The organism is Methylomonas paludis, assembly GCF_018734325.1.
GTDB lineage: Bacteria > Pseudomonadota > Gammaproteobacteria > Methylococcales > Methylomonadaceae > Methylomonas > Methylomonas paludis.
The window spans coordinates 349,225-368,514 of sequence record NZ_CP073754.1 but is presented as its reverse complement, the minus strand read 5'-3'; the positions used below and the strand labels follow the sequence as shown (position 1 = coordinate 368,514).

Here is a 19,290-nt window from a genome sequence, read left to right as displayed (position 1 = left end):
TCAGTCAAAGCTGAAGAGTGGTGCATTATCGCCAATATTGCCGGGTTACGCAATAGCTAAAAAATAAAAGCTATCAACAAATTCTTACCTGCAGCTGATTTTAGGACAAATACGCCATAAAAATAGACTGTTAGGGCCAGCAAGCATTTGCCTTAATCCTGATAATTTACCCGTTGGCTTTCCGCTGTCGCTGTGATTATTTCACCGAGCACCACTGCGCTTTCACCATTTTGTTGCAAAATTTGCAAGGCATTAGCAACATCTTCCTGGCCTACACATAAGATCATGCCGATGCCGCAATTGAAAGTTAGCAGCATATCCACCAAAGCCACATTGCCCTGCTCCTGCAACCAGACAAAAATATCCGGTAATTGCCAAGCGGAAAGCCGGATATTGGCAGATAAATCTTTGGGCAATACCCGCGGCAGATTTTCGGTGATGCCGCCGCCGGTAATATGCGCCAGGGCATGCACATCAATGCTGCTGAGCAGGTTTAAAACTGATTTTACATAGATACGGGTAGGTTCCAACAAGGTTTGTCCCAGCGGCTTGCCGTTGACCAGATCATCCAAGCTATGGCCGGATTTCTCGATAATCTTGCGAATCAGTGAATAGCCGTTGGAATGAGGCCCGGAGGAAGCCAAGCCTATTAATACATCACCCGCTTTGACTTTGCTGCCGTCTATGATGCGGTCTTTTTCGACGATGCCGACACAAAAGCCGGCCAGATCATAATCACCATGAGCATACATACCTGGCATTTCTGCGGTTTCACCACCAACCAGAGCCGCCCCGGCCAATTCACAGCCCTGACCTATACCGGCAATTACCGCCGCCGCCGTATCGACATCGAGTTTGCCGGTAGCAAAATAATCCAGAAAAAACAGCGGCTCTGCACCTTGCACGACGATATCATTAACGCACATGGCCACCAGGTCAATACCCACGGTATCGTGAACATTTAAATCCAGTGCCAGCTTTAACTTGGTACCGACACCATCAGTGCCGGACACCAGTACAGGACTGCGATAACGATCCAGCGGCAGTTCAAACAAGGAACCAAAGCCGCCCAGCCCTGCCATTACACCGGCATTGCGGGTTTTGGCTGCAATCGGTTTTATACGTTCGACTAAAGCGTTACCTGCTTCAATATCGACACCGGCGCTCTTATAGTTCAGGCGTTCTTGCTGTTGTTCGCTCAATGTAGGCCTCTTGATCAACAAATTGTAAAAATTTAGCAACGGGCAGATCATGACACATTTGCGCCAGTCAGTAAGTTTACCCGGATTATCAGTCAATATTGTACTATAACTCCACTCTAAGAACGGCAGACTAGGCACTGGGCAATGAATTTTCTAAAATATGCAGTTGGATGTTACGGATGGTTGGTTTTGCTGTTGGCTCTAAGTCAACCGGTGGCCGCTGTGGAAGTCAGTGGTGTTTTTTCGGCCGAACTAATCGCTAATAATGAATCGTCTGATGCCAGAAACTACGCCATCAGACAAGGTTTGTTTGCGGTACTGGACCGGGTGGTCATTACTGAAGATATCGCTCAAATTCCGGCAGTTCAGCAAATGCTGCAGAACGCTCAGCAATATGTCAAACAATCGCAGTTTTTACCGCTGCCGGCGGATGATTATGCTGATACCAGTGCGCGCCTGTTACGAGTTGAGTTTGATGAGGACCAGGTGCTGGATGAATTAAGAAGGAATCAGCTGGGCATCTGGACGGAAATCAGGCCGCAAACTTTAGTTTGGCTGGTGGTGGATGAAGGAGCGGGCTGGCAATTCTACAATTCTGATACCATGCCGGATATTGAAAGTGGCTTGGCGCTAATCGCAAAAATTAAGGGTATCCCGTTAATTTATCCGCTGCTTGATCTGGAAGAGCAGCAAAAAATTGCTGTTAACGATGTTTTGACCACGGAATCCAGAAATCTGAAAACGGCTTCTGCACGCTACGAAGTGCCTTCGATTTTGGTGGGCCGCTTGTTGAAAAAAGCGGATTGCTGGCAAGGCAGCTGGGAATCTTATTTCGACGGCAAAGTCAGGCAGTGGCACACCGGCTGTTTAGCCCTTAAGCCGGTGATACAGACCGGTGTCCGCGGCGTTTATGATGTACTGTCAAATTATTACGGCATTAAAGCCGATAAAGCAGCGACGCCATAACTTATCCGCGCTGCTCTACGGCTCTGTTCAATCAAAACTCGTCGTTACCCGGAAAAGTATCGAACGGGGTACGGAAGTCCTGATATTGATGACTGAATTGATCGTTCAAGGCCTGAATCAAGTCCTTGGTTTGCTCAATTAAGGCATTGATGCGTTTCCGATTCTTTTTGTTTTTGCCGACCGGCGTAGTAATCGGCAACAGTATGCGCCAGAAGCTGAGGCTTTTAGCAAACAGACCCGCCAAATCTTCCGATAAATTCAGTTGCTTTTGTCGTTTGATCAACTGATTGATGACCAGCTTGGCATTAAAGCGGCTGACAATAAGATGCAGCGGTGTCAGGATCACGATGGAAACCAGAATGACCACCGGGCCGATGATAGGATCAAACAGCAGATCCAACACGCCGCCAGCCACTTCGGCAAACAGCACCAGCATGATAATAAAACCCATAATAACCAACATGACGGCATTGCTGCGCTCTTTCCACAGCACTAAAGCTTCTTCCACTTCCTGAAAAATCACATCATCGATATTTCGGATACTTTTTTCCAAGGTGCCTAGAATTCGGTAGGAGCGGTCATTATTCAGATTATTGACTCGCTGATCTATAGCAGCAGGACTGCTGCCGTAAGACAATACGATAAATTGCCCGGTATGGATACCAAACTCGGTCAAGCGACGTTGCCAGGCGGCGGCAATTTCCAGACTTTTGTGAGCTTCTAAGGTGATTTCGGAATGGTCGATGACAAAGACAAATTTATTGGAATCCTGTTGGGCGACTATGCTGGATACCACATCGCTGACCAGTTCATTATCCGCTTCGAATAAATCGGTAAATACCAGCACCAAATCGGATATATCCAGCACATGTTGACGCAACAAACTGGTCACCTGATTTTCGGTGCTGCGATTCAGCACTGGAGTATCTATTACCAGTTTGTTTTTGATGGGTGCGCTATTAACAGTCACCAATTCCAGATAGGTGTTGAGCCTATTGCCTTCACCACTGGCAATCAATTCAATGTCCCGTCCGATTTGATAAAACGGTAAACGATGATCCGCATCCAGTGCGGTGCCCGGTAAAGTAACCGTATTAGTTTGCGGGGTGTATTGTAGTACTGTGAATTTGTGCCGCGCAGTATGCAGATCTACACCTAGATAACGGTTGAGAAATTCTGATTTGGCCGGCGAATATCCGCCCAAGGTGCTAATGATGGGCCACCACGAGGTTTTTCGCGCGGTTGTTTCATCATTATCCAGCAGGCCCAATTCCTGTTCAAGCTGATCCAGTTCCTGAAATACCTTAGCCGCTTTTTGTAAAACGGGGTCGGTGGCTGCAAATTGCTTTTCCAGATTGATTAAGTGCTTGCTAACCGTTTTATCCGCCATGTGATGTACGCCTTATTATTAGTGACAATTATCAGACGGCGGGAGTATACACCTATGCGCGCATGGCGGAAAACACTTAGTATGCGACTACGCTTATTCTTTGATATTTAAATCTTTAAGTTTTCTGGTTAAGGTATTTCGGCCCAGGCCCAACAAAATGGCTGCTTCATGTTTTCGGCCATGGGTATGTTGTAATGCGGTTTCAATCAGCAAAGTTTCCATGGTAATGCTGGCCTGTTTGGCAATATCGATCTTGCCTGCTGCTAATTGCTGTTTTACCCAGATATTAAAGGCAGCTTCCCAATTTCCCTGGTTATTATTAATGGATATATCCTGATTAGGCTGGGTCAGTTCGGGCGGCAAATCCTCTATATGAATTTCCCGGCCTGAGGCCATTACTGTTAGCCAACGGCATATATTTTCCAGTTGCCGGACATTGCCGGGCCATTTCAGATTACTTAAAAACTGTTCGGCTTCGGGTTTCAGGCTTTTTATTTCAGTGTTTAATTCCTTGGCACTTTGATAAAGAAAATGCCGCATCAGCAGTCCGATATCCTGACGGCGTTCCCGTAACGGCGGAATGTGAATACGAATGACATTTAACCGATGAAACAAGTCTTCCCGAAACCGGCCTTGCGCCACCAGAGTTTCAAGATTTTGGTGAGTGGCGGCAATAATTCGCACATTAACCTTTACCGAAGCATGAGCTCCGACCGGATAAAATTCATTATCCGCCAGCACTCTTAACAAACGGGTTTGTAATTCTGCCGGCATATCGCCGATTTCATCCAGAAACAATGTGCCGTTATTGGCCTGCTCAAAACGACCAATACGCCGTGCCTGTGCACCGGTAAACGCGCCTTTTTCATGACCGAATAATTCGGATTCCATTAAATCCTTGGGTATTGCCGCCATATTCAGGGCAATAAAGGGCTGTCCTGCCCTAGGACTATGTCTATGCAAGGCTTTGGCAACCAACTCTTTGCCGGTACCGGATTCACCATTTATCAACACGGTAATATGCGAACGCGCCAAACGGCCTATAGCCCTGAATACCTCCTGCATGGCTGGGGCTTCGCCAATTATCTCTGGCGTTTCTTCTATAGTTTCCTGGGGTGCAGTGACATTATTTTGCAATTGTTTGCTGTGAATACAGGCTCTTTGTACTGTTTCAACCACATCATTGACATCAAACGGCTTAGGCAAATATTCAAATGCACCACCATGAAAAGCTGAGACGGCACTTTCCAGATCCGAATGGGCTGTCATAACAATCACTGGTAGATCAGGATAATGTAGCTGAATATTTTTCAGCAGTTCCAATCCATCCATATTCGGCATCCGAATATCGGTAATCAATACTTGCGGCAAGGCTGTCGGCAACAGTTTTAGCACTTCCTGGGCGCTGGCAAAGCTTTGCGATGCTATCCCTGATTTTTGCAGGGCCTTTTCCAATACCCAGCGTATCGATTTGTCGTCATCAACTATCCACACCATATCAAGCTGCTGCATAGACATTCTCCAGCGGTAAATAAATGGAAAACACAGTGCTGCCCGGTTCACTTTCGCACTCGATCAGACCATTATGCTGATTGATAAGTGATTGTGCTATGGATAAACCCAAACCGGTTCCTTCCGCACGACTGGTGATCATGGGATAGAAAATCTGATCCATCAATTCCGGCTTGATGCCGGGACCAGTGTCGGTAATGTCTATTTTAATAGCTAGTTTGTAGCGTTTACGGCCTATGGTCATGTGGCGGCTGATTCGAGTGCTGATAACAATTTCTCCTTCGTTTTGAATAGCTTGTACTGCATTACGCACTATATTCAGTAAGGCCTGAATCAATTGATTTTTATCAGCATACAATTCCGGAATACTTGGATCGTAATCGGTTAGCAGCACTATAGATTTATTGGCTTCCACCGCTACCAGATGCCGTACTCGTTCCAAAACTTCATGAATATTAATCAGACTTTTTTGGGCAGGTTTGTTAGGGCCGAGCATTTTGTCCATCAAATCCTGTAACCGATCAGACTCGGCAATAATAATTTGGGTATATTCCTTGAGCTCAGGATCATGCAATTCTAAATCCAGTAATTGCGCTGCCCCGCGTAAGCCCCCCAGGGGATTCTTGATTTCGTGAGCCAAACCCCTGACCAGTAAACGACTGGTATTTTGCTGGGCAAGTAATTGCTCTTCCTTAGTTATCTTTAAATGTCGGTCCACTTGTAATAATTCGATCAAAATTTCATTGAGTTTGCCGTTTTCATGCAGCGGTGTGGCGCTGAAATTTACGGTAATCGATTGGTTCATGCGCTCCAATATCAATTCTCTGTCCACCAAGGGTTCGTCCATATTCAGGCGGTGCAGCAAATCTTCAAAAACTGATGTGTTTGATGTCTTCAACAATTTATGGATATGATTACCCAGCAGATGTTTGGCACTATCAGCCAGTAAAATTTCCCCAGCCGGATTTACATAAGTCAAGCGTAAATCTCTGTCGAATAACAGGATCGCTTCATTTAAGTGATCGAGGATTTTTTTAAACACAGTGGTCATGATATGGAATCGGCTTTGTTAAAATTACTGCAATTAATGCGCCAAAGATTAGAGGCATGATCTAGAAACAGCAGGATGGGGGATAAACAGGATATTTCGCACCATTTTGGATCAAAACATAAATGTGTGCGTTTATTTGTGGTGCAATAATTTGAGCTACTCACGCCCGATGCTGAATTTATTAATTATGGATTAGTGCTTCTGCCTAGAAAAAATGCCCCTTTACGGTGCTGCTGAAATCAGCCAATTTTATTGCTATCAATTTTACAGCTGGGAAAACTACTTACTTCTCAAGTTATTAATCGCCAGCCTGAAAAATTGCTGATTGCCTTCAAGCCCGCTTGATGACAAGTTAGATATCATAATCAGCCAGTAAGGGCGCATGATCACTGAATCGCTGTGCTTTATAGATACTGGTTGTCACTGCTTTAGCAGCTAACGCCGGTGTGGCGACTTGATAATCTATGCGCCAACCGACATTTTTGGCCCAGGCTTGCCCCCGATTACTCCACCAGGTGTAACATTCTTCGCCAGCCTCAGGACACAGTCGCCGATAAACATCCACCCAACCCAGTTGGGTAAAAACCTGTGTCAACCACGCCCGTTCTTCTGGTAAAAATCCGGAATTTTTTTGATTGCCGCGCCAGTTTTTCAGGTCAATCTGCTGATGAGCAATGTTCCAGTCTCCGCAAATCACCACATCTCGACCACTGGCATATAAATCTGCCAAGTGGGGATAAAATCTGGCCATTACGCTATATTTGATGGTCTGCCGTTCTTCACTGCTGGACCCGGAAGGCAAATACAGGGAAATAACACTGAGATTACCCAATTGCACTTCCAAATAGCGGCCTTCACTATCGATATCGGCATGTCCCAGACCAACGATTACTTTATCGGCCGGCTGTTTGCTGTAAATACCCACACCGCTGTAGCCTTTTTTTTCGGCATAATGGAAATAGCCGCTAAAACCGGCAGGTCGCAACATTTCTGCTGTCATATCGGCTGCCTGGGCTTTCAGTTCCTGCACACAGACAAAATCTGCATTCTGATCTGCTAGCCATGTAAAAAAACCTTTAGTGCTGGCGGAACGAATACCGTTAAGATTTGCAGAAATAATACGTGTCATGCTTAAACGCGGATTGTGAATAGTGGATGGCGGCGGGCAGAGAGTGTGTCATTACTCGCCTCCGGTTGAGGATTCATTCTGCCATAAAAACCCTGGGTTTGTGCATTGCCGATTTTTTAAAATATGTATTAAGTGAATCTTACAAACTATCTACCGAGGGTTTTCAATGCTACAACACTGTGCAAATACCAGTCGACTGGTAAATTTGGTCATGCTTTTTGCGCTGTTAACCGGTTTAGCCGCCGGCAAGGTATGTGCTGATACCCCTGAAGCAGATGTGCTTATTATCGGTGCCGGTCTGTCTGGACTAAGTTCTGGCTATTATCTGAAAAAAGCCGGAAAAACCGTGCATATCCTGGAAATGAGTGCACGCTTGGGCGGACGCATTCGCACTGCGGCTTATGATAACTATACTTACGCTGAGGTGGGTCTTGAGGAGTTTTGGGAAAGCAATCCGGCTATTGAAATTTTGCATGATCTTAATGTACCGCTGGAAACTGCTTACCACGGTTTTTCAAGCTTTTATTATCAGGGTCGATTATATGCAGCAATTCAGGAAAATAATCAGGCTTTTTTAAAAACCTTTTTAACACCAACGGAATTACAAACCTACCGGCGCTGGGATGCCAATATGCACTTTCTACATCAACAACTCGCCAGACGACCGATCAGCCCTGAGCTAATGGCCTTGAAAGACCAATCTTTTGCCGATTGGTTAGCTGAAACCAGCGGATTATCCGCCAAAGCAAGGGAGTTTGTCCGTATCCAGACCGAGCCGGAATTTGGTGGCTCCTGGCAACAAATTAGTGCTCTGGATGCTATTGCGGAATGGGACTTTTTTAGTGGTGAAGGGCAGACGCCCTATCATGTGGTCGGCGGTAATCAGCTCGCAGTTGCTAAAATTGCCGACTTTATCGGCAAAGACAGCGTGCAGCTCAATCAACTGGTCACTCATGTCAAATCCGATGCAGATGGAGTTGAAGTTCTGACTATCGATCAAACGACTTATCAGCAGCATGTTTACCGAGCCAAATATCTGATCAGCGCCATCCCTTTATACAAACTCAACGAAATTCAATTCGAGCCGCCACTCAGCTTAGCGCGAAAACAGGCTATCCAGACTCAGAGTGGCGGCGCATACTTTACTGCTCACATATTATTGGATGCCCAAGCCAGCCGTTACTGGATCCAGAATGGGCAAAGTCTGTTACCTATACTTAGCGATAGTGTCTTAGGGGTAATTTATGCCGGGAAAACTCAATCCAACCAACAGGTTCTGTTAAATTTATTGATTACCGGTGCTAATGCCGAGCAATTTAACACCCGAATCACAACATTGGATGATATTAAGGCTATCTTGCTAACTGCCTTTGAAAAACAATGGCCGGGCTTTGGCCAATATCTAAAACAAATGTTTTTTTATCGATATCATCCTCGTGCCATTGCGGCCTGGCCAGTTGGCCGCTCCCGTTTTGACGAATTGTCCGATTCCTTACGGCAACCGCAAGGCCGGATTTATTTTGGCGGTGATTTTAGCGAGGATACCCATTCCAATGGCGCAACGGTATCTGCACAGCGGGTAGTTAAGGCCATTCTGCAACAAGAATCACAAGCCGAACAAAAATAGTGGTTAATCCTGATGGCGGTGGTGAATATCCGGATAATGGGGATGTTTGTGCGTGATGACCTCATGGGTATGGAAATGATCATGCGATGCGCTGCTGTCCCAGGCAAATTCGTGGTCATGTTGATGATGTGCGTCATGTATATGGCGGTGGCGATGCCCTAATGATTCATGGGTATGCTCGTGCTCATGGCGTTCAGTTAAATGCAGCCATACGCCTATTGCCATCAATCCGGCAGCTAGCCAAAATTTTGCGCTAGCTGTTTCTCCAAGCAGACTGATTGCCACGAATGCACCGATAAACGGCGCGGTGGAAAAATAGGCTCCGGTTCGGGCAGCACCCAAACCACGTAAAGCCAGCACAAAAAACACCAGACTAATACCATAGCCAAACAAGCCGAGCGTTGCAGTTTCCAGTAAAATTGGCGGCTTAGGCAAGCTATACCCTATCAACAAGGCCAGGGTACAATTAAATAAACCGGCTATCAGGCCTTTGACTGCGGCAATAAACAAAGCATCGTTAGCGGAAATGCGGCGAGTCAAATTATTGTCTATTCCCCAACAGCAGCAAGCCAATGCCACAAATAGGCAGCCCAAGCCGTTTGCGGCTAAAGTTTCAGCGTTTGGCCAAGCCAATATCACTCCGCCGCCAACGATACACAGCATCCCCATTACCACGCGCCGGTCAGTATTCTCTTGGAACACTAACCAGGCAAGCAAAGCCGTAATTACGGCTTCCAGATTCAACAACAAAGAAGCTGTGGCGGCATTAACTAACAATAAACCCAACAACAACAGTACCGGCCCCAGTATACCGCCAAATAAAATCGCACTCAGCAGCCAGGGCCATTCCTGCCAACTAAGTCCGCTGACTTGCCAACCACGATCTCTGACTAGACGAGCAACTCCCAGGCCTACACCACTGCCCAAATACAACAAGCCACCCAGCAGGATAGCCGGCATTTCTCCAACTAGTAATTTGGCCAACGGGGTGCTGACGCCAAACAGAACGGCAGCACATAAGGCATGAAAAACACTAAGTTTCATTTTTTAAGTCGATTGAGGATGGCAAGTAGAGTACTCAAGAATGGCTCCTACTCAAGCAAAATATAATTTTTTAACGGGTATTTTGCCACTCCAGCGAATGACAAAATATTGCCCTCACCCCTGAGTTTAGCGGCTAATTAATTGGCTCGTCATAAATATGCAATCTTTGATGGTTATGCTGATACTTGCTACAAAACCATACAATAAACGAGGCATATATGACGATAAACAAAACCCTAATCTCACTAGCTGTGAGTATGGCGGTCGCAGGCTCTGCAGTTGCGGCCACTAAAAACTCTGCTACAACTAGCAGCTCAACTATAAAGCATGTGTTGCTAATCTCGGTGGATGGCTTACACCAAAACGATCTTGATTGGTTTGTGCAGCAAAATCATAACTCCACTTTGGCAACCATCGTCAATAATGGTATTAAGTATACCAATGCTTCGACACCATTTCCTTCCGATTCATTTCCTGGCTTAGTCGCCCAAGCAACCGGCGGTAATCCACAATCGACCGGGATTTATTATGACGATTCGTATAGCCGGGCTTTGCTGCCTTTAGGCACCAGTGTTACTGATTGCCAAGCTAAGACTGTCGCAGCCGGCGCGGAAGTCCAGTACGCCGAAAATATCGATAAAACCACAAATGGCCTTTTATTACTCGATGCCGGGCAAGGCATTTCTGGATTATATCCGGTTCCGGCATTTACCCCTGGCGTTTTGGACCAAGTACCCACCACTATTTTGAGCTTAAAAAGTAGTCCGGCTGATATCAGAAGCACGCTGATTGATCCAACCCAACTACCAGTTGATCCAAGCACCTGTAATGTTGTTTATCCACATCAATACCTGCAAGTCAATACCATCTTTGAAGTGGCTAAAGCCCACGGCCTGAATACTGCTTGGACCGATAAACATCCGGCTTATGAGATATTGAACGGACCTTCCGGAACCGGGGTCGATGATCTGTTTGCACCTGAAATCAATAGCCAAATTGCCGATAATGCCAGCGCTGCTGATTGGACCAAAAATAATATTAATACCCAAAGATACGATAGCATCAAGGTCGTGTCGATTATTAATGAAATTAATGGTTACGATCACGCCGGCATTAAAAATCCAGGTACACCAGCGATTTTTGGCATGAACTTTCAGGCTGTATCCACGGCTCAAAAACTGAACACATCAACCACTCCTGAAAGTCCAACAGTAGCTGAGTTGGGTGGTTATACCAACAATGGTACTGTGCCGGGTCAAGTTGTGCAAAGTGCCTTAAGTTTTGTTGACAGTAGTCTTAAACAAATTTTTGACGAAATCAACAACAACCCCAGCACCCAAGCTAATACAGCCATTATTATTTCGGCAAAACACGGCCAATCCCCACAAAGCAGAAGCGATTTGACTATTATTGATGATGGAGCCCTGACCACTGCTTTGAATAACGCTTGGGCACAGAAAAACCCCAAAGCCAAGCTACCCCTGGTAGCCCATGCCATGGATGATGATGGGGTATTATTGTGGTTAAATGACAGATCGACTGCCGCTTTAAGCTTTACCAAACAGTTCTTGTTAAACTACACCACAGGTAAAACCCTATCAGGTGTTAAAGTACCTGCCGGCGTTGGTTCTGACTCTGCAGGTGTGAAAATCAGCAAACCTTTCAGTAATGCCGGCTTAAGAGCAGTATATGCCGGTGTTGATGCCCAAAAGTTAATCAATGTAAAAGCAACTGATCAGCGGGTACCCGATGTGATTGGTATTGCCAAACAAGGCTCTGTTTATGCCGGCGGTTCATTGTCAAAAGTTGCCGAGCATGGTGGTTATTCCATAAATGACCGTCATGTGCCTATTCTGGTTTGGGGACCCGGCATCAAACACGGTGTCAGCGTCAATAGCAATGTTGAAACCACACAAATTGCACCAACCATTCTCAAGTTATTAGGCTTGGATCCAAGTCAATTACAAGCGGTGCAAGCTGAAAAAACTCAGGTATTGCCACAAATCAACTAAGCGATTAGTTTATCCTCTGGTGCTTTAAGTGCCAGAGGATAAACTGCTAGTACTTATTTGCCGATCACATGTATTGATCAAGCAGATTGTCGCGTTATTATTTCGCGACACTGAGTTGCTCTGCCAAAATCTGCTATCCGGTTGCGTTAAAAACAATCCCCAGATAATTTTCCACGGCATTGACTTGCTCGGATGGAATCATATCTTTGCGAAAATTCGGCTGTGCCAGTTTGTTCAGCAGATAAGGCCTAAATTGCAGATATTTTTCCTTAAAGAATCTAAATTCTTTGGTCATTGCCTTATCCGCCGGTATTTTTCTGGCGATTGCCTGGGCAATTTTACTGTCGATTAAATCAATTTGGGCGTTAATATATTGCAAACACCGATTTGCGCATGGCTCGGAAATCTCACATAACACCATTAACATAGGCAAAATTGAAATGGATAACAGACCGGTGTCTATTGGGATTTTTGCCAATTCCTGTGGATTACTCAACAATTGCTGCTCCAATGCGGTGTAAACCTGATTGGCCCAAACAGTTTTTTCCAAAATCAATTCGGCGCGACGCTGCTGTAAAGCTGTCTGATATTCCTGGCTGACCACTTGCTGTTTTTCTATGACAACTTGATAGCCGGCTTTAGTGCCGCTCATAATACATTCTTCCCCATAATGCCGGCTTTGCAGCACCAGATGTTGCAAACTGTCTGGATAAAGTGAATCAAAAGGTACCATGCTGCAAACCACTGGTTTACGATTATGCTGGATCCGGCATTGGTTGTTCTCGGCTAAAGCCGGACATTTTTTCAACGATTCATAATCGATGGCCATAGGCATTAGCGAAACATAAAAGTCTGCAGATTTTGTCTGTTTAGCGCTAAATAACTGAGCATCAAGCGTTTCTGTTAATAAGGCACTATCGGAATTACTTAAAATCAAACCGCGCCTAGCATCAAAACTGGCTTCGGATTCCGGGGAACTGATGCGGCGCAAGGCCAGACTACCGACAAAAAGCGATTCATGATGCAGCAGCTCCGGTACACTTAACAAAGGCGGTGAATTACAGCATTTACCACATGCCGTACAATTGAACGATACCGTATCGAAGGGATTTATCGTTGTTGTCTCAGCTATTGACACTCGACCTACTCCGGTTTAAAACAAACCAAAATTTCGCTGTACCGTACGAAAACCGATATGAGAAATAGCTAGATTGGCTTCATGTGCTTCGCGTGCGGAAGGTCGGTAACGGACACAGAAATTACGGCCGCACAAATGTGAGCCGCCTTTAACCACCATAGGCCGGTCTGCTTTTTGGCTATCAACCGCAGACAAACGCTGAGCATAGGCCTGATGCGACTCCGTGTATATATCTTTGGTCTGTTCCCAAGCATTACCTATCATATCGTATAACTGAAAATCATTGCCAGGATAGCAGCCCACCGGAGCTAGGCCGGCATAGCCGTCTTCCTGGGTATTTAAATTGGGAAAATTTCCCTGCCAGAAATTTGCACGCGGTTTGCCTTGAGCATCTCTGGGTTCTTTTTCCAGTTCAGCACCTTGCCGATGAGCTTTAGCCGCATATTCCCATTCTGCTTCGGTGGGCAGATCGCGACCCAGCCATTTTGCATAAGCCAGGGCATCATTAAATGTCACCAATGTGACTGGCTGGTTTGCTGCAGCACTACTTTCCAAACCATTTGGATGCCGCCAATTGGCCGATTTGTCATAGGTCCACCAGGCATAAGGTTGTTGATTCGGGACGGTTTCATCTGGTGTTCTAAATACCACACCACCGCCTTCGCGTTCAGCTTCGGTGATGTATCCGGTTGCGGACACGAAATCACTGAACTGCGCGACAGTTACTTCGGTTTGATCTATCCAGAATCCCTTAACCTGGGTGACAATTTCATCACGTTCTTCCTCATATCCCAAAGTAGTTCCCAGTTTAAATTCGCCATTGTGTATGTACACCATACCCGCCAAGGGCTTGATGCGCCAATTGCCGGGCAATCCAGAATAATGTCTACAAAGCTCCGAATTTCCCAGTTGCGCCGGGTATATGCTGACGGAGCCAATGAATATCAATCCGTAGGCCGCGATTAGCACCGTACAGGCGAAAGCAAAGCAGGCCGAGCCTGCTTTGCCCCAGGATTTTAATCCTAATGCCATGCTAACCTCAGTAATAGCCAAGCGGTCTTAACGGCTCAACTCCTCCGGTATTATGCAGATAGTCTGTCCAGGACTGATAGAGCTGGTTAACAATATCCGGGTGGCTGGCCGAAACATCATTGGTTTCGGCTCTATCATTGACAATATTGAACAACTGCCAGTGACCATCTGCCGGACCCAATGGCGGTTCAACCCACAAAGCTTTCCATTGACCGCTACGCAGATAGGCGCGGCCGTATTGTTCCTCGCCTACAGCTTCGGTATGCAGCGGACCTGTATTGAGTCCAGCCAGTTCACTTAAATACGATTTCCCGGTAATCGGATAAGCATCGCGACCGTTATAAACCACCAGCGGCAAATTATTGACACCCACATTAGCTGACGGCGTGCTGGGCTGCGAAATGCCGGCCAGTTCCAGTAATGTTGGAGCAACATCGCGAATATGGACAAAATCTCGCAAAGTGGGGTACTGGGTGGTTTGGCCAGGCAAATGGATAATAGTTGGTGAAGAAGTACCGCCCTCAGTGGTGTAGCCTTTACTCAACCGAAATGGTGTGGCACTAACTTCGGCCCAGCGTAATCCATATTGAATATTGGTAGCAGCCGAACCGCTTGGTCTTAGGGTTTGATCTTTGCCTAGATTATTGAAGTTGCTAGCATTGATGGTATCTTGCGCCGCAGAAAGCGGCCACCCTTCGGCACCGTTGTCGGAATGAAAGACTATGTAGGTATTATCGTATTGACCAATATTCTTCAGGTGTTGAATCAGCAGACCAACGTTGTAGTCCAAATTGGAGACCATACCTGCATAAACTTCCATATAGCGGGCCTGGGTCTTTTTCTGGGCGGGTGTCAAGCTATTCCAGACTGGGTCCACCAAACCGGGGCCGTAATCTACATTAAGCAAATTTCCAGTTTCAACCGTATTAGCATTAATGTAACTGGCAGCGGCCTTGCCATTATTGGCGGTAGCCGGTGAAGCACTGGTAGCATCTGGTAGGGTTTGACTGGCCACAGTGTAATCGTTAGGCACTAAACCCAGTTGCTTTTGTCTGAGCAAACGCCGATTGCGCACCACATCATAACCTGCGTCATACCAGCCCGAATACTGACTTAACCATGGCTCCGGTACTTGTAACGGCCAGTGAGGCGAGGTAAACGTGGCAAAAGCCGCAAATGGTTTGCCGTCACCGTGGTCGGCATCAATATAGCTGATGATCTTTTGGGTGTAGACATTGGTGTCATACCAGGGCTGACCGCTGACATCGGTAGCAGGCAGCGAAACGTATTGGCCGTTTTCAGTATAAGTTTTTTGGGCAGAGGTATCATGTCCGAAATGATTACTGGCAGCACCACCAAGCAGGGTAAACGATTTTTCGAAACCCCACTGATCCGGGGTTTTGTTGATAGAGGAGTTAACCAAAGAACCCAAATGCCATTTGCCGGCAATATAAGTGTGATAACCGCCATCTCTCAGTAATTCGGCTATGCTCAAAGCGTGATTATTCAAATAACCTTCGTAACCGGGTAAACCACGGCGTTCATCGTTAGGAGCGCCCATAGTACCTTCACCGACCAAGTGATGATCGGTGCCGGAATACAGCATGGAGCGGGTGACTGCGCAAACGGTAGATACATGATGATTACTGAGAATCCGCCCGGATTTTACCAGACTGTCGATATTGGGAGTACGGATCTCGCCACCAAAAGCACTGAGATCGGAATAACCAAGGTCATCGGCAATAATGTAGAGGATATTAGGTTTGGAGCCTGCCAGCGTACCGGTGGCCTGAGCCGTGATGGGGCTGGTAGACAAGGTTAACGCAGCAACAGCCAAACCAGCAGACATGAGTGTCTTGGAAAATGGTGGTTGATGTGCGGCTTTGCTTTGTAAAATGGACATGTTGTTACCTCAATCGGAGCAATGTTGGTGGCGACCACTGATGATCGCAAATTAATTTAAGCGTGATAATGACAGGCGTTAGGCTGGGAGTCGGCGGCGGCCTAACATAGAGGACATTAGCAATAGACCGCCGCTGAACATCCAGATGGTTTCGGTTAACGGTACGGCTGTGACGGTAAAATTGGACACGACCGTAACGGCTGAACCGTAGTAGCCATCCAGGGTATTGGCATCAAAACCAAATACATCGTGAGGATTGACAATAAACTCGATACTGCCCGATTGGGTTGGTATGCTGGAATCTTGATTGGGGTCAATCAGTGTAGTGAAATTGCCGTTCAGCACATATCCGAAGGCATCAGTACCGGATTCACCCCATAAATCGTTGGTGGTATATGACCAGTCAAAGGCTATTTTTTCAAGCCCCTCTGCCGTGATGGAAAATATAGTATCGCCGGGAATACCTGCATTACCGCTGGTTAGGGTCACCGAGGCCGGAGCAGAACTTAAATCCACGCTGCCGCCGGCATTATCGTTAATAGTCCAATTGGCTACATTGTAGTAGTTGCTAAAGTCGGCAAAAGCTGGATGACATAAGCCTAAAGCCAGCACAATCACAGAAGAGCAATGAGTTAACTTAAGTTTCATTAATGATCTCGAATTTAATTGAAATTCTCTTGATCTGCCCAGCGGTTTTATCCTGAGAGGCTTAAACAGGTCAAAAGGCGGCGTGCCGGCTATTTCATTTTTTGAAAATTAAACCCCATGCACCCCGCAGATATGGCAATTGTTGTGCCAAAAAAACAATCCTGTTATTTCAATGACTCAATACGATAAAGCTAATGCTGACTGTTGAATTTAAGTCACAGCTTGTTGATAAGGTGTTGCAGAATGTGCATTTACTGAAGCGAGGAGTTTGTTGCGACCCTATCTGGATATTTGTCGGTATTTTTATATGTTACTTATTTTAAACAACTTTTTATAAACCCATAAATCCTGACGGCCATGCTAAGCCGCTCTACTTTGCTCCCAATGAGCAAAACCAATCAGATTGAGGCCAAAATTGGGAAATGGAAATTTGATCCGGCAGGAATAGCTAGATCTACACTTTGCAGCACTTCAATACTTACAAAACCGATCTATGGTGATGATGTTTAACTCGAATACATATAGCCTTAACTGCCTTGATCCAGCATCGGAATAATCAAATAATCCGACCATTTAATTTCTCCGCCGATTTGCTCTGAATTAGGTATCATTTGCAAATTCCAGCCGCCACCCAAAGCCGTAATCAACTGTACCGCAGCACTCAGCCGACTACCTTGGAGTTGTACGGCTGTTAGTTGATTTGTCAGCGCTGTGGTTTGGGCCGTTATCACATTCAGATAGCTCACCGTACCGGCCTGATATTGGTTAATGGTCAAACTTAAACCTTCATTGGCCGCCCTGACGGCTTTAAGCTGCACTTGGGCTTGTTCTTCCATAATCCTTAATGCCGCCAGATTATCTTCTACCTGCTGGAAAGCGGTTAATACTGTTTGCCGGTAGCCGGCTACGCTGGCGTCAAAATTGTCAACAGCTTGTTTATACTGAGCATTTTTGGCTCCCCCATCAAACAGGGTCAAAGCCCCCGCAGCAGGACCTAATGACCAATAGCGGTGTGACTGGCTAATCAAGGTGTCTAAAAATCCAGACTGGAATCCATTGGTAACACCGAGACTAAAAGTGGGGAAATAAGCGGCTTTGGCGACACCAATCTGGGCGTTGGCCGCCGCTACTTGACGTTCGGCGGCGGCAATATCGGGACGCCGCTCTAAAAGCTCTGAAGGCAGCTGGACAGGTATTGCCGGCGGATCAACATCCAGCGGTAAAGCTGGTAAAGCAACTTCTGCTGGTGTTTTACCCATTAATACCGCTATGGCATGTTCAAATTGGGCGCGTTGCACGCCCAAATTAATGGCCTGGGCGCGAACCGATTCAGTTTGCGCTTCGGCCAGCACTACATCGCTTTTAGCTGCCACACCAACGGTATAGCGATTTTTAGTAATTTTCAGAGTCTTGGCATAAGCACCGGCGGTTTCATCAAGCAAGGACTTTTGAGCGTCTAGCGTCTTTAACTGAAAATAAGCTGCTGCCAGAGCCGCCTGACTAGATAATTTTAAGGCCTGCATGGTCGCGGCGCTGGCTTGAGCGTTGGAGGTATTGGCCTCAATTTGTCGGCGGACACTGCCCCATAAATCCGGCTGCCAGGTCAAGGACAAAGCTGTGCCAAATAGATTTCTCAAGCCCGATACGGCCACGCTCTGGCCACTTGCTGCCACAAAACGGTTAACCGTAGTGGTAGCAGAACCTACTGGTGAAAGTGCTGCCTGCGCCGTCAGCACTAAATGTTCAGCCTGACGAAATTGTGCTTCTGCCTGCTGAATGGATTGATTGCCCTGAGTTACCTGCACTTCCAGCTCATTCAAACGCGCATCGTTAAATATTTCCCACCAATTACCTATTTGCACATTATCTCTGGGCTGGGCTGATTTCCAACCTTTGACTTCCTTAAATTCGACCGGAACCGACAAATTTGGCCGAATATAGTCTGGGCCCATCATACAGGCGTTAATTTGGCTAGCTAACAGGGTGTAAAGCAAAGGTCTGGTGATGTGAAAACTCATGAAAATCTCGACAAACTTAGGCGAATTTATCTGCATAATACAAAGTGTTGTGACAAATCCGTTTCTGTGTAAGCTAACGAAATTCATCCATATAAAGAAAGATAGACATCCAGAATGGTGTAAAGTGTCAGCCTGACTGAAATTAGGCCACCGGTTATCAAAATAACCAATATAGATTTAGTTAAATCCTCACATTTAGGCTGGTCGGCGCGATAGCCGCCTCAATAGTGCCGCTGTGATCATGATCACATTTTTTCTGACAATAGCCTGCCAGCGGAATCACACCAATAAAAATCGTAATGGTAAAATGGCTGCCAAGAGAATTATAGTCAATTGCACTTTGACACCTGCATTAGGTACTGAAATTTGATAGCTATAATCTTACGGCTTATTGGAAATCATGCTCAAGTTGGTAGTTGTGCCATAAAGACGTAACCACTTTGTACAGTGTTTCGATACCAATTTTTTGATATCTGATCGATGTATATCGAGCAGCTGGTGTTGGTATCCAAGCGAACATTCTTTCTGACTTCAATCCATTTAACGATAACAATTCGTTTCTTATTAAAAATCATAAATACCGCTAAACCATTTTTTATGGTACATAATATATGTGGG

14 protein-coding genes are annotated in these 19,290 nt (G+C 46.0%); 3 read left to right on the top strand and 11 right to left on the bottom strand.

Annotated features, from left to right (window positions below; genetic code table 11):
- Nucleotides 1-152 precede the first annotated feature (152 nt).
- The gene (gene purM / locus KEF85_RS01765) at nucleotides 153-1,202 is read right to left on the bottom strand and encodes a phosphoribosylformylglycinamidine cyclo-ligase (protein WP_246535015.1); all 1,050 of its coding nucleotides are present in this window, start codon (nucleotides 1,200-1,202) and stop codon (nucleotides 153-155) included.
- 144 nt (nucleotides 1,203-1,346) lie between these two features.
- Here purM and KEF85_RS01760 point away from each other — a divergent pair, with 144 nt between their 5' ends.
- Nucleotides 1,347-2,168, top strand: coding sequence for a DUF2066 domain-containing protein (locus KEF85_RS01760; protein WP_215582996.1), 822 nt, complete (start codon nucleotides 1,347-1,349; stop codon nucleotides 2,166-2,168).
- A 31-nt stretch (nucleotides 2,169-2,199) separates the two neighbouring features.
- Here the strand turns inward: KEF85_RS01760 and KEF85_RS01755 are convergent, their stop codons facing one another.
- The 4 genes from KEF85_RS01755 to KEF85_RS01740 all read right to left on the bottom strand — a co-directional run bounded on the left by KEF85_RS01755 (nucleotide 2,200) and on the right by KEF85_RS01740 (nucleotide 7,250).
- Nucleotides 2,200-3,558 (bottom strand): P-loop NTPase family protein, encoded by a 1,359-nt coding sequence (locus KEF85_RS01755; RefSeq protein WP_215582994.1) that lies wholly within the window; start codon nucleotides 3,556-3,558, stop codon nucleotides 2,200-2,202.
- A 93-nt stretch (nucleotides 3,559-3,651) separates the two neighbouring features.
- On the bottom strand, nucleotides 3,652-5,070 hold the full coding sequence (gene ntrC, locus KEF85_RS01750) for a nitrogen regulation protein NR(I) (protein WP_215582992.1): 1,419 nt from the start codon (nucleotides 5,068-5,070) through the stop codon (nucleotides 3,652-3,654).
- Complete coding sequence (gene glnL / locus KEF85_RS01745; protein WP_281413704.1) at nucleotides 5,057-6,112, bottom strand: nitrogen regulation protein NR(II); 1,056 nt, start codon at nucleotides 6,110-6,112, stop codon at nucleotides 5,057-5,059. Before glnL ends, ntrC begins: the two co-directional genes overlap by 14 nt.
- A 361-nt stretch (nucleotides 6,113-6,473) precedes the next feature.
- Nucleotides 6,474-7,250: an exodeoxyribonuclease III gene (locus KEF85_RS01740; RefSeq protein ID WP_215582988.1), complete on the bottom strand. Its 777-nt coding sequence runs from the start codon at nucleotides 7,248-7,250 to the stop codon at nucleotides 6,474-6,476.
- 166 nt (nucleotides 7,251-7,416) lie between these two features.
- Between KEF85_RS01740 and KEF85_RS01735 the strand changes: the two genes are divergently transcribed.
- The gene (locus KEF85_RS01735; RefSeq protein WP_215582987.1) at nucleotides 7,417-8,877 is read left to right on the top strand and encodes a flavin monoamine oxidase family protein; all 1,461 of its coding nucleotides are present in this window, start codon (nucleotides 7,417-7,419) and stop codon (nucleotides 8,875-8,877) included.
- A gap of 3 nt (nucleotides 8,878-8,880) precedes the next feature.
- Here KEF85_RS01735 and KEF85_RS01730 read toward each other — a convergent pair whose 3' ends face one another.
- Nucleotides 8,881-9,921: a DMT family transporter gene (locus tag KEF85_RS01730; RefSeq protein WP_215582986.1), complete on the bottom strand. Its 1,041-nt coding sequence runs from the start codon at nucleotides 9,919-9,921 to the stop codon at nucleotides 8,881-8,883.
- A gap of 329 nt (nucleotides 9,922-10,250) precedes the next feature.
- On the opposite strand from KEF85_RS01730, the gene KEF85_RS01725 reads away from it, so the two are divergent.
- The gene (locus KEF85_RS01725) at nucleotides 10,251-11,933 is read left to right on the top strand and encodes an alkaline phosphatase family protein (RefSeq protein ID WP_215582985.1); all 1,683 of its coding nucleotides are present in this window, start codon (nucleotides 10,251-10,253) and stop codon (nucleotides 11,931-11,933) included.
- 133 nt (nucleotides 11,934-12,066) lie between these two features.
- On the opposite strand, the gene KEF85_RS01720 is transcribed toward KEF85_RS01725, so the two are convergent.
- From KEF85_RS01720 to KEF85_RS01700, 5 genes are all read right to left on the bottom strand, one after another.
- Nucleotides 12,067-13,071: a hypothetical protein gene (locus KEF85_RS01720; RefSeq protein WP_215582984.1), complete on the bottom strand. Its 1,005-nt coding sequence runs from the start codon at nucleotides 13,069-13,071 to the stop codon at nucleotides 12,067-12,069.
- A gap of 15 nt (nucleotides 13,072-13,086) precedes the next feature.
- The gene (locus tag KEF85_RS01715) at nucleotides 13,087-14,103 is read right to left on the bottom strand and encodes an SUMF1/EgtB/PvdO family nonheme iron enzyme (protein ID WP_215582983.1); all 1,017 of its coding nucleotides are present in this window, start codon (nucleotides 14,101-14,103) and stop codon (nucleotides 13,087-13,089) included.
- Nucleotides 14,104-14,110: 7 nt separating this feature from the next.
- Nucleotides 14,111-16,006, bottom strand: coding sequence for an arylsulfatase (locus tag KEF85_RS01710; RefSeq protein ID WP_215582982.1), 1,896 nt, complete (start codon nucleotides 16,004-16,006; stop codon nucleotides 14,111-14,113).
- Nucleotides 16,007-16,084: 78 nt separating this feature from the next.
- On the bottom strand, nucleotides 16,085-16,654 hold the full coding sequence (locus KEF85_RS01705) for a hypothetical protein (RefSeq protein ID WP_215582981.1): 570 nt from the start codon (nucleotides 16,652-16,654) through the stop codon (nucleotides 16,085-16,087).
- A 527-nt stretch (nucleotides 16,655-17,181) separates the two neighbouring features.
- Nucleotides 17,182-18,672: an efflux transporter outer membrane subunit gene (locus KEF85_RS01700; RefSeq protein ID WP_215582979.1), complete on the bottom strand. Its 1,491-nt coding sequence runs from the start codon at nucleotides 18,670-18,672 to the stop codon at nucleotides 17,182-17,184.
- Between the last annotated feature and the right edge of the window lie 618 nt (nucleotides 18,673-19,290).

Bases quoted from the DNA above. Each gene is read 5' to 3' on its own strand.
- KEF85_RS01760 (WP_215582996.1), top strand. From the start codon at position 1,347: ATGAATTTTCTAAAATATGCAGTTGGATGTTACGGATGGTTGGTTTTG.
- KEF85_RS01755 (WP_215582994.1), bottom strand. From the start codon at position 3,558: ATGGCGGATAAAACGGTTAGCAAGCACTTAATCAATCTGGAAAAGCAA.
- ntrC (WP_215582992.1), bottom strand. From the start codon at position 5,070: ATGCAGCAGCTTGATATGGTGTGGATAGTTGATGACGACAAATCGATA.
- KEF85_RS01740 (WP_215582988.1), bottom strand. From the start codon at position 7,250: ATGACACGTATTATTTCTGCAAATCTTAACGGTATTCGTTCCGCCAGC.
- KEF85_RS01735 (WP_215582987.1), top strand. From the start codon at position 7,417: ATGCTACAACACTGTGCAAATACCAGTCGACTGGTAAATTTGGTCATG.
- KEF85_RS01730 (WP_215582986.1), bottom strand. From the start codon at position 9,921: ATGAAACTTAGTGTTTTTCATGCCTTATGTGCTGCCGTTCTGTTTGGC.
- KEF85_RS01715 (WP_215582983.1), bottom strand. From the start codon at position 14,103: ATGGCATTAGGATTAAAATCCTGGGGCAAAGCAGGCTCGGCCTGCTTT.
- KEF85_RS01710 (WP_215582982.1), bottom strand. From the start codon at position 16,006: ATGTCCATTTTACAAAGCAAAGCCGCACATCAACCACCATTTTCCAAG.
- KEF85_RS01705 (WP_215582981.1), bottom strand. From the start codon at position 16,654: ATGAAACTTAAGTTAACTCATTGCTCTTCTGTGATTGTGCTGGCTTTA.
- KEF85_RS01700 (WP_215582979.1), bottom strand. From the start codon at position 18,672: ATGAGTTTTCACATCACCAGACCTTTGCTTTACACCCTGTTAGCTAGC.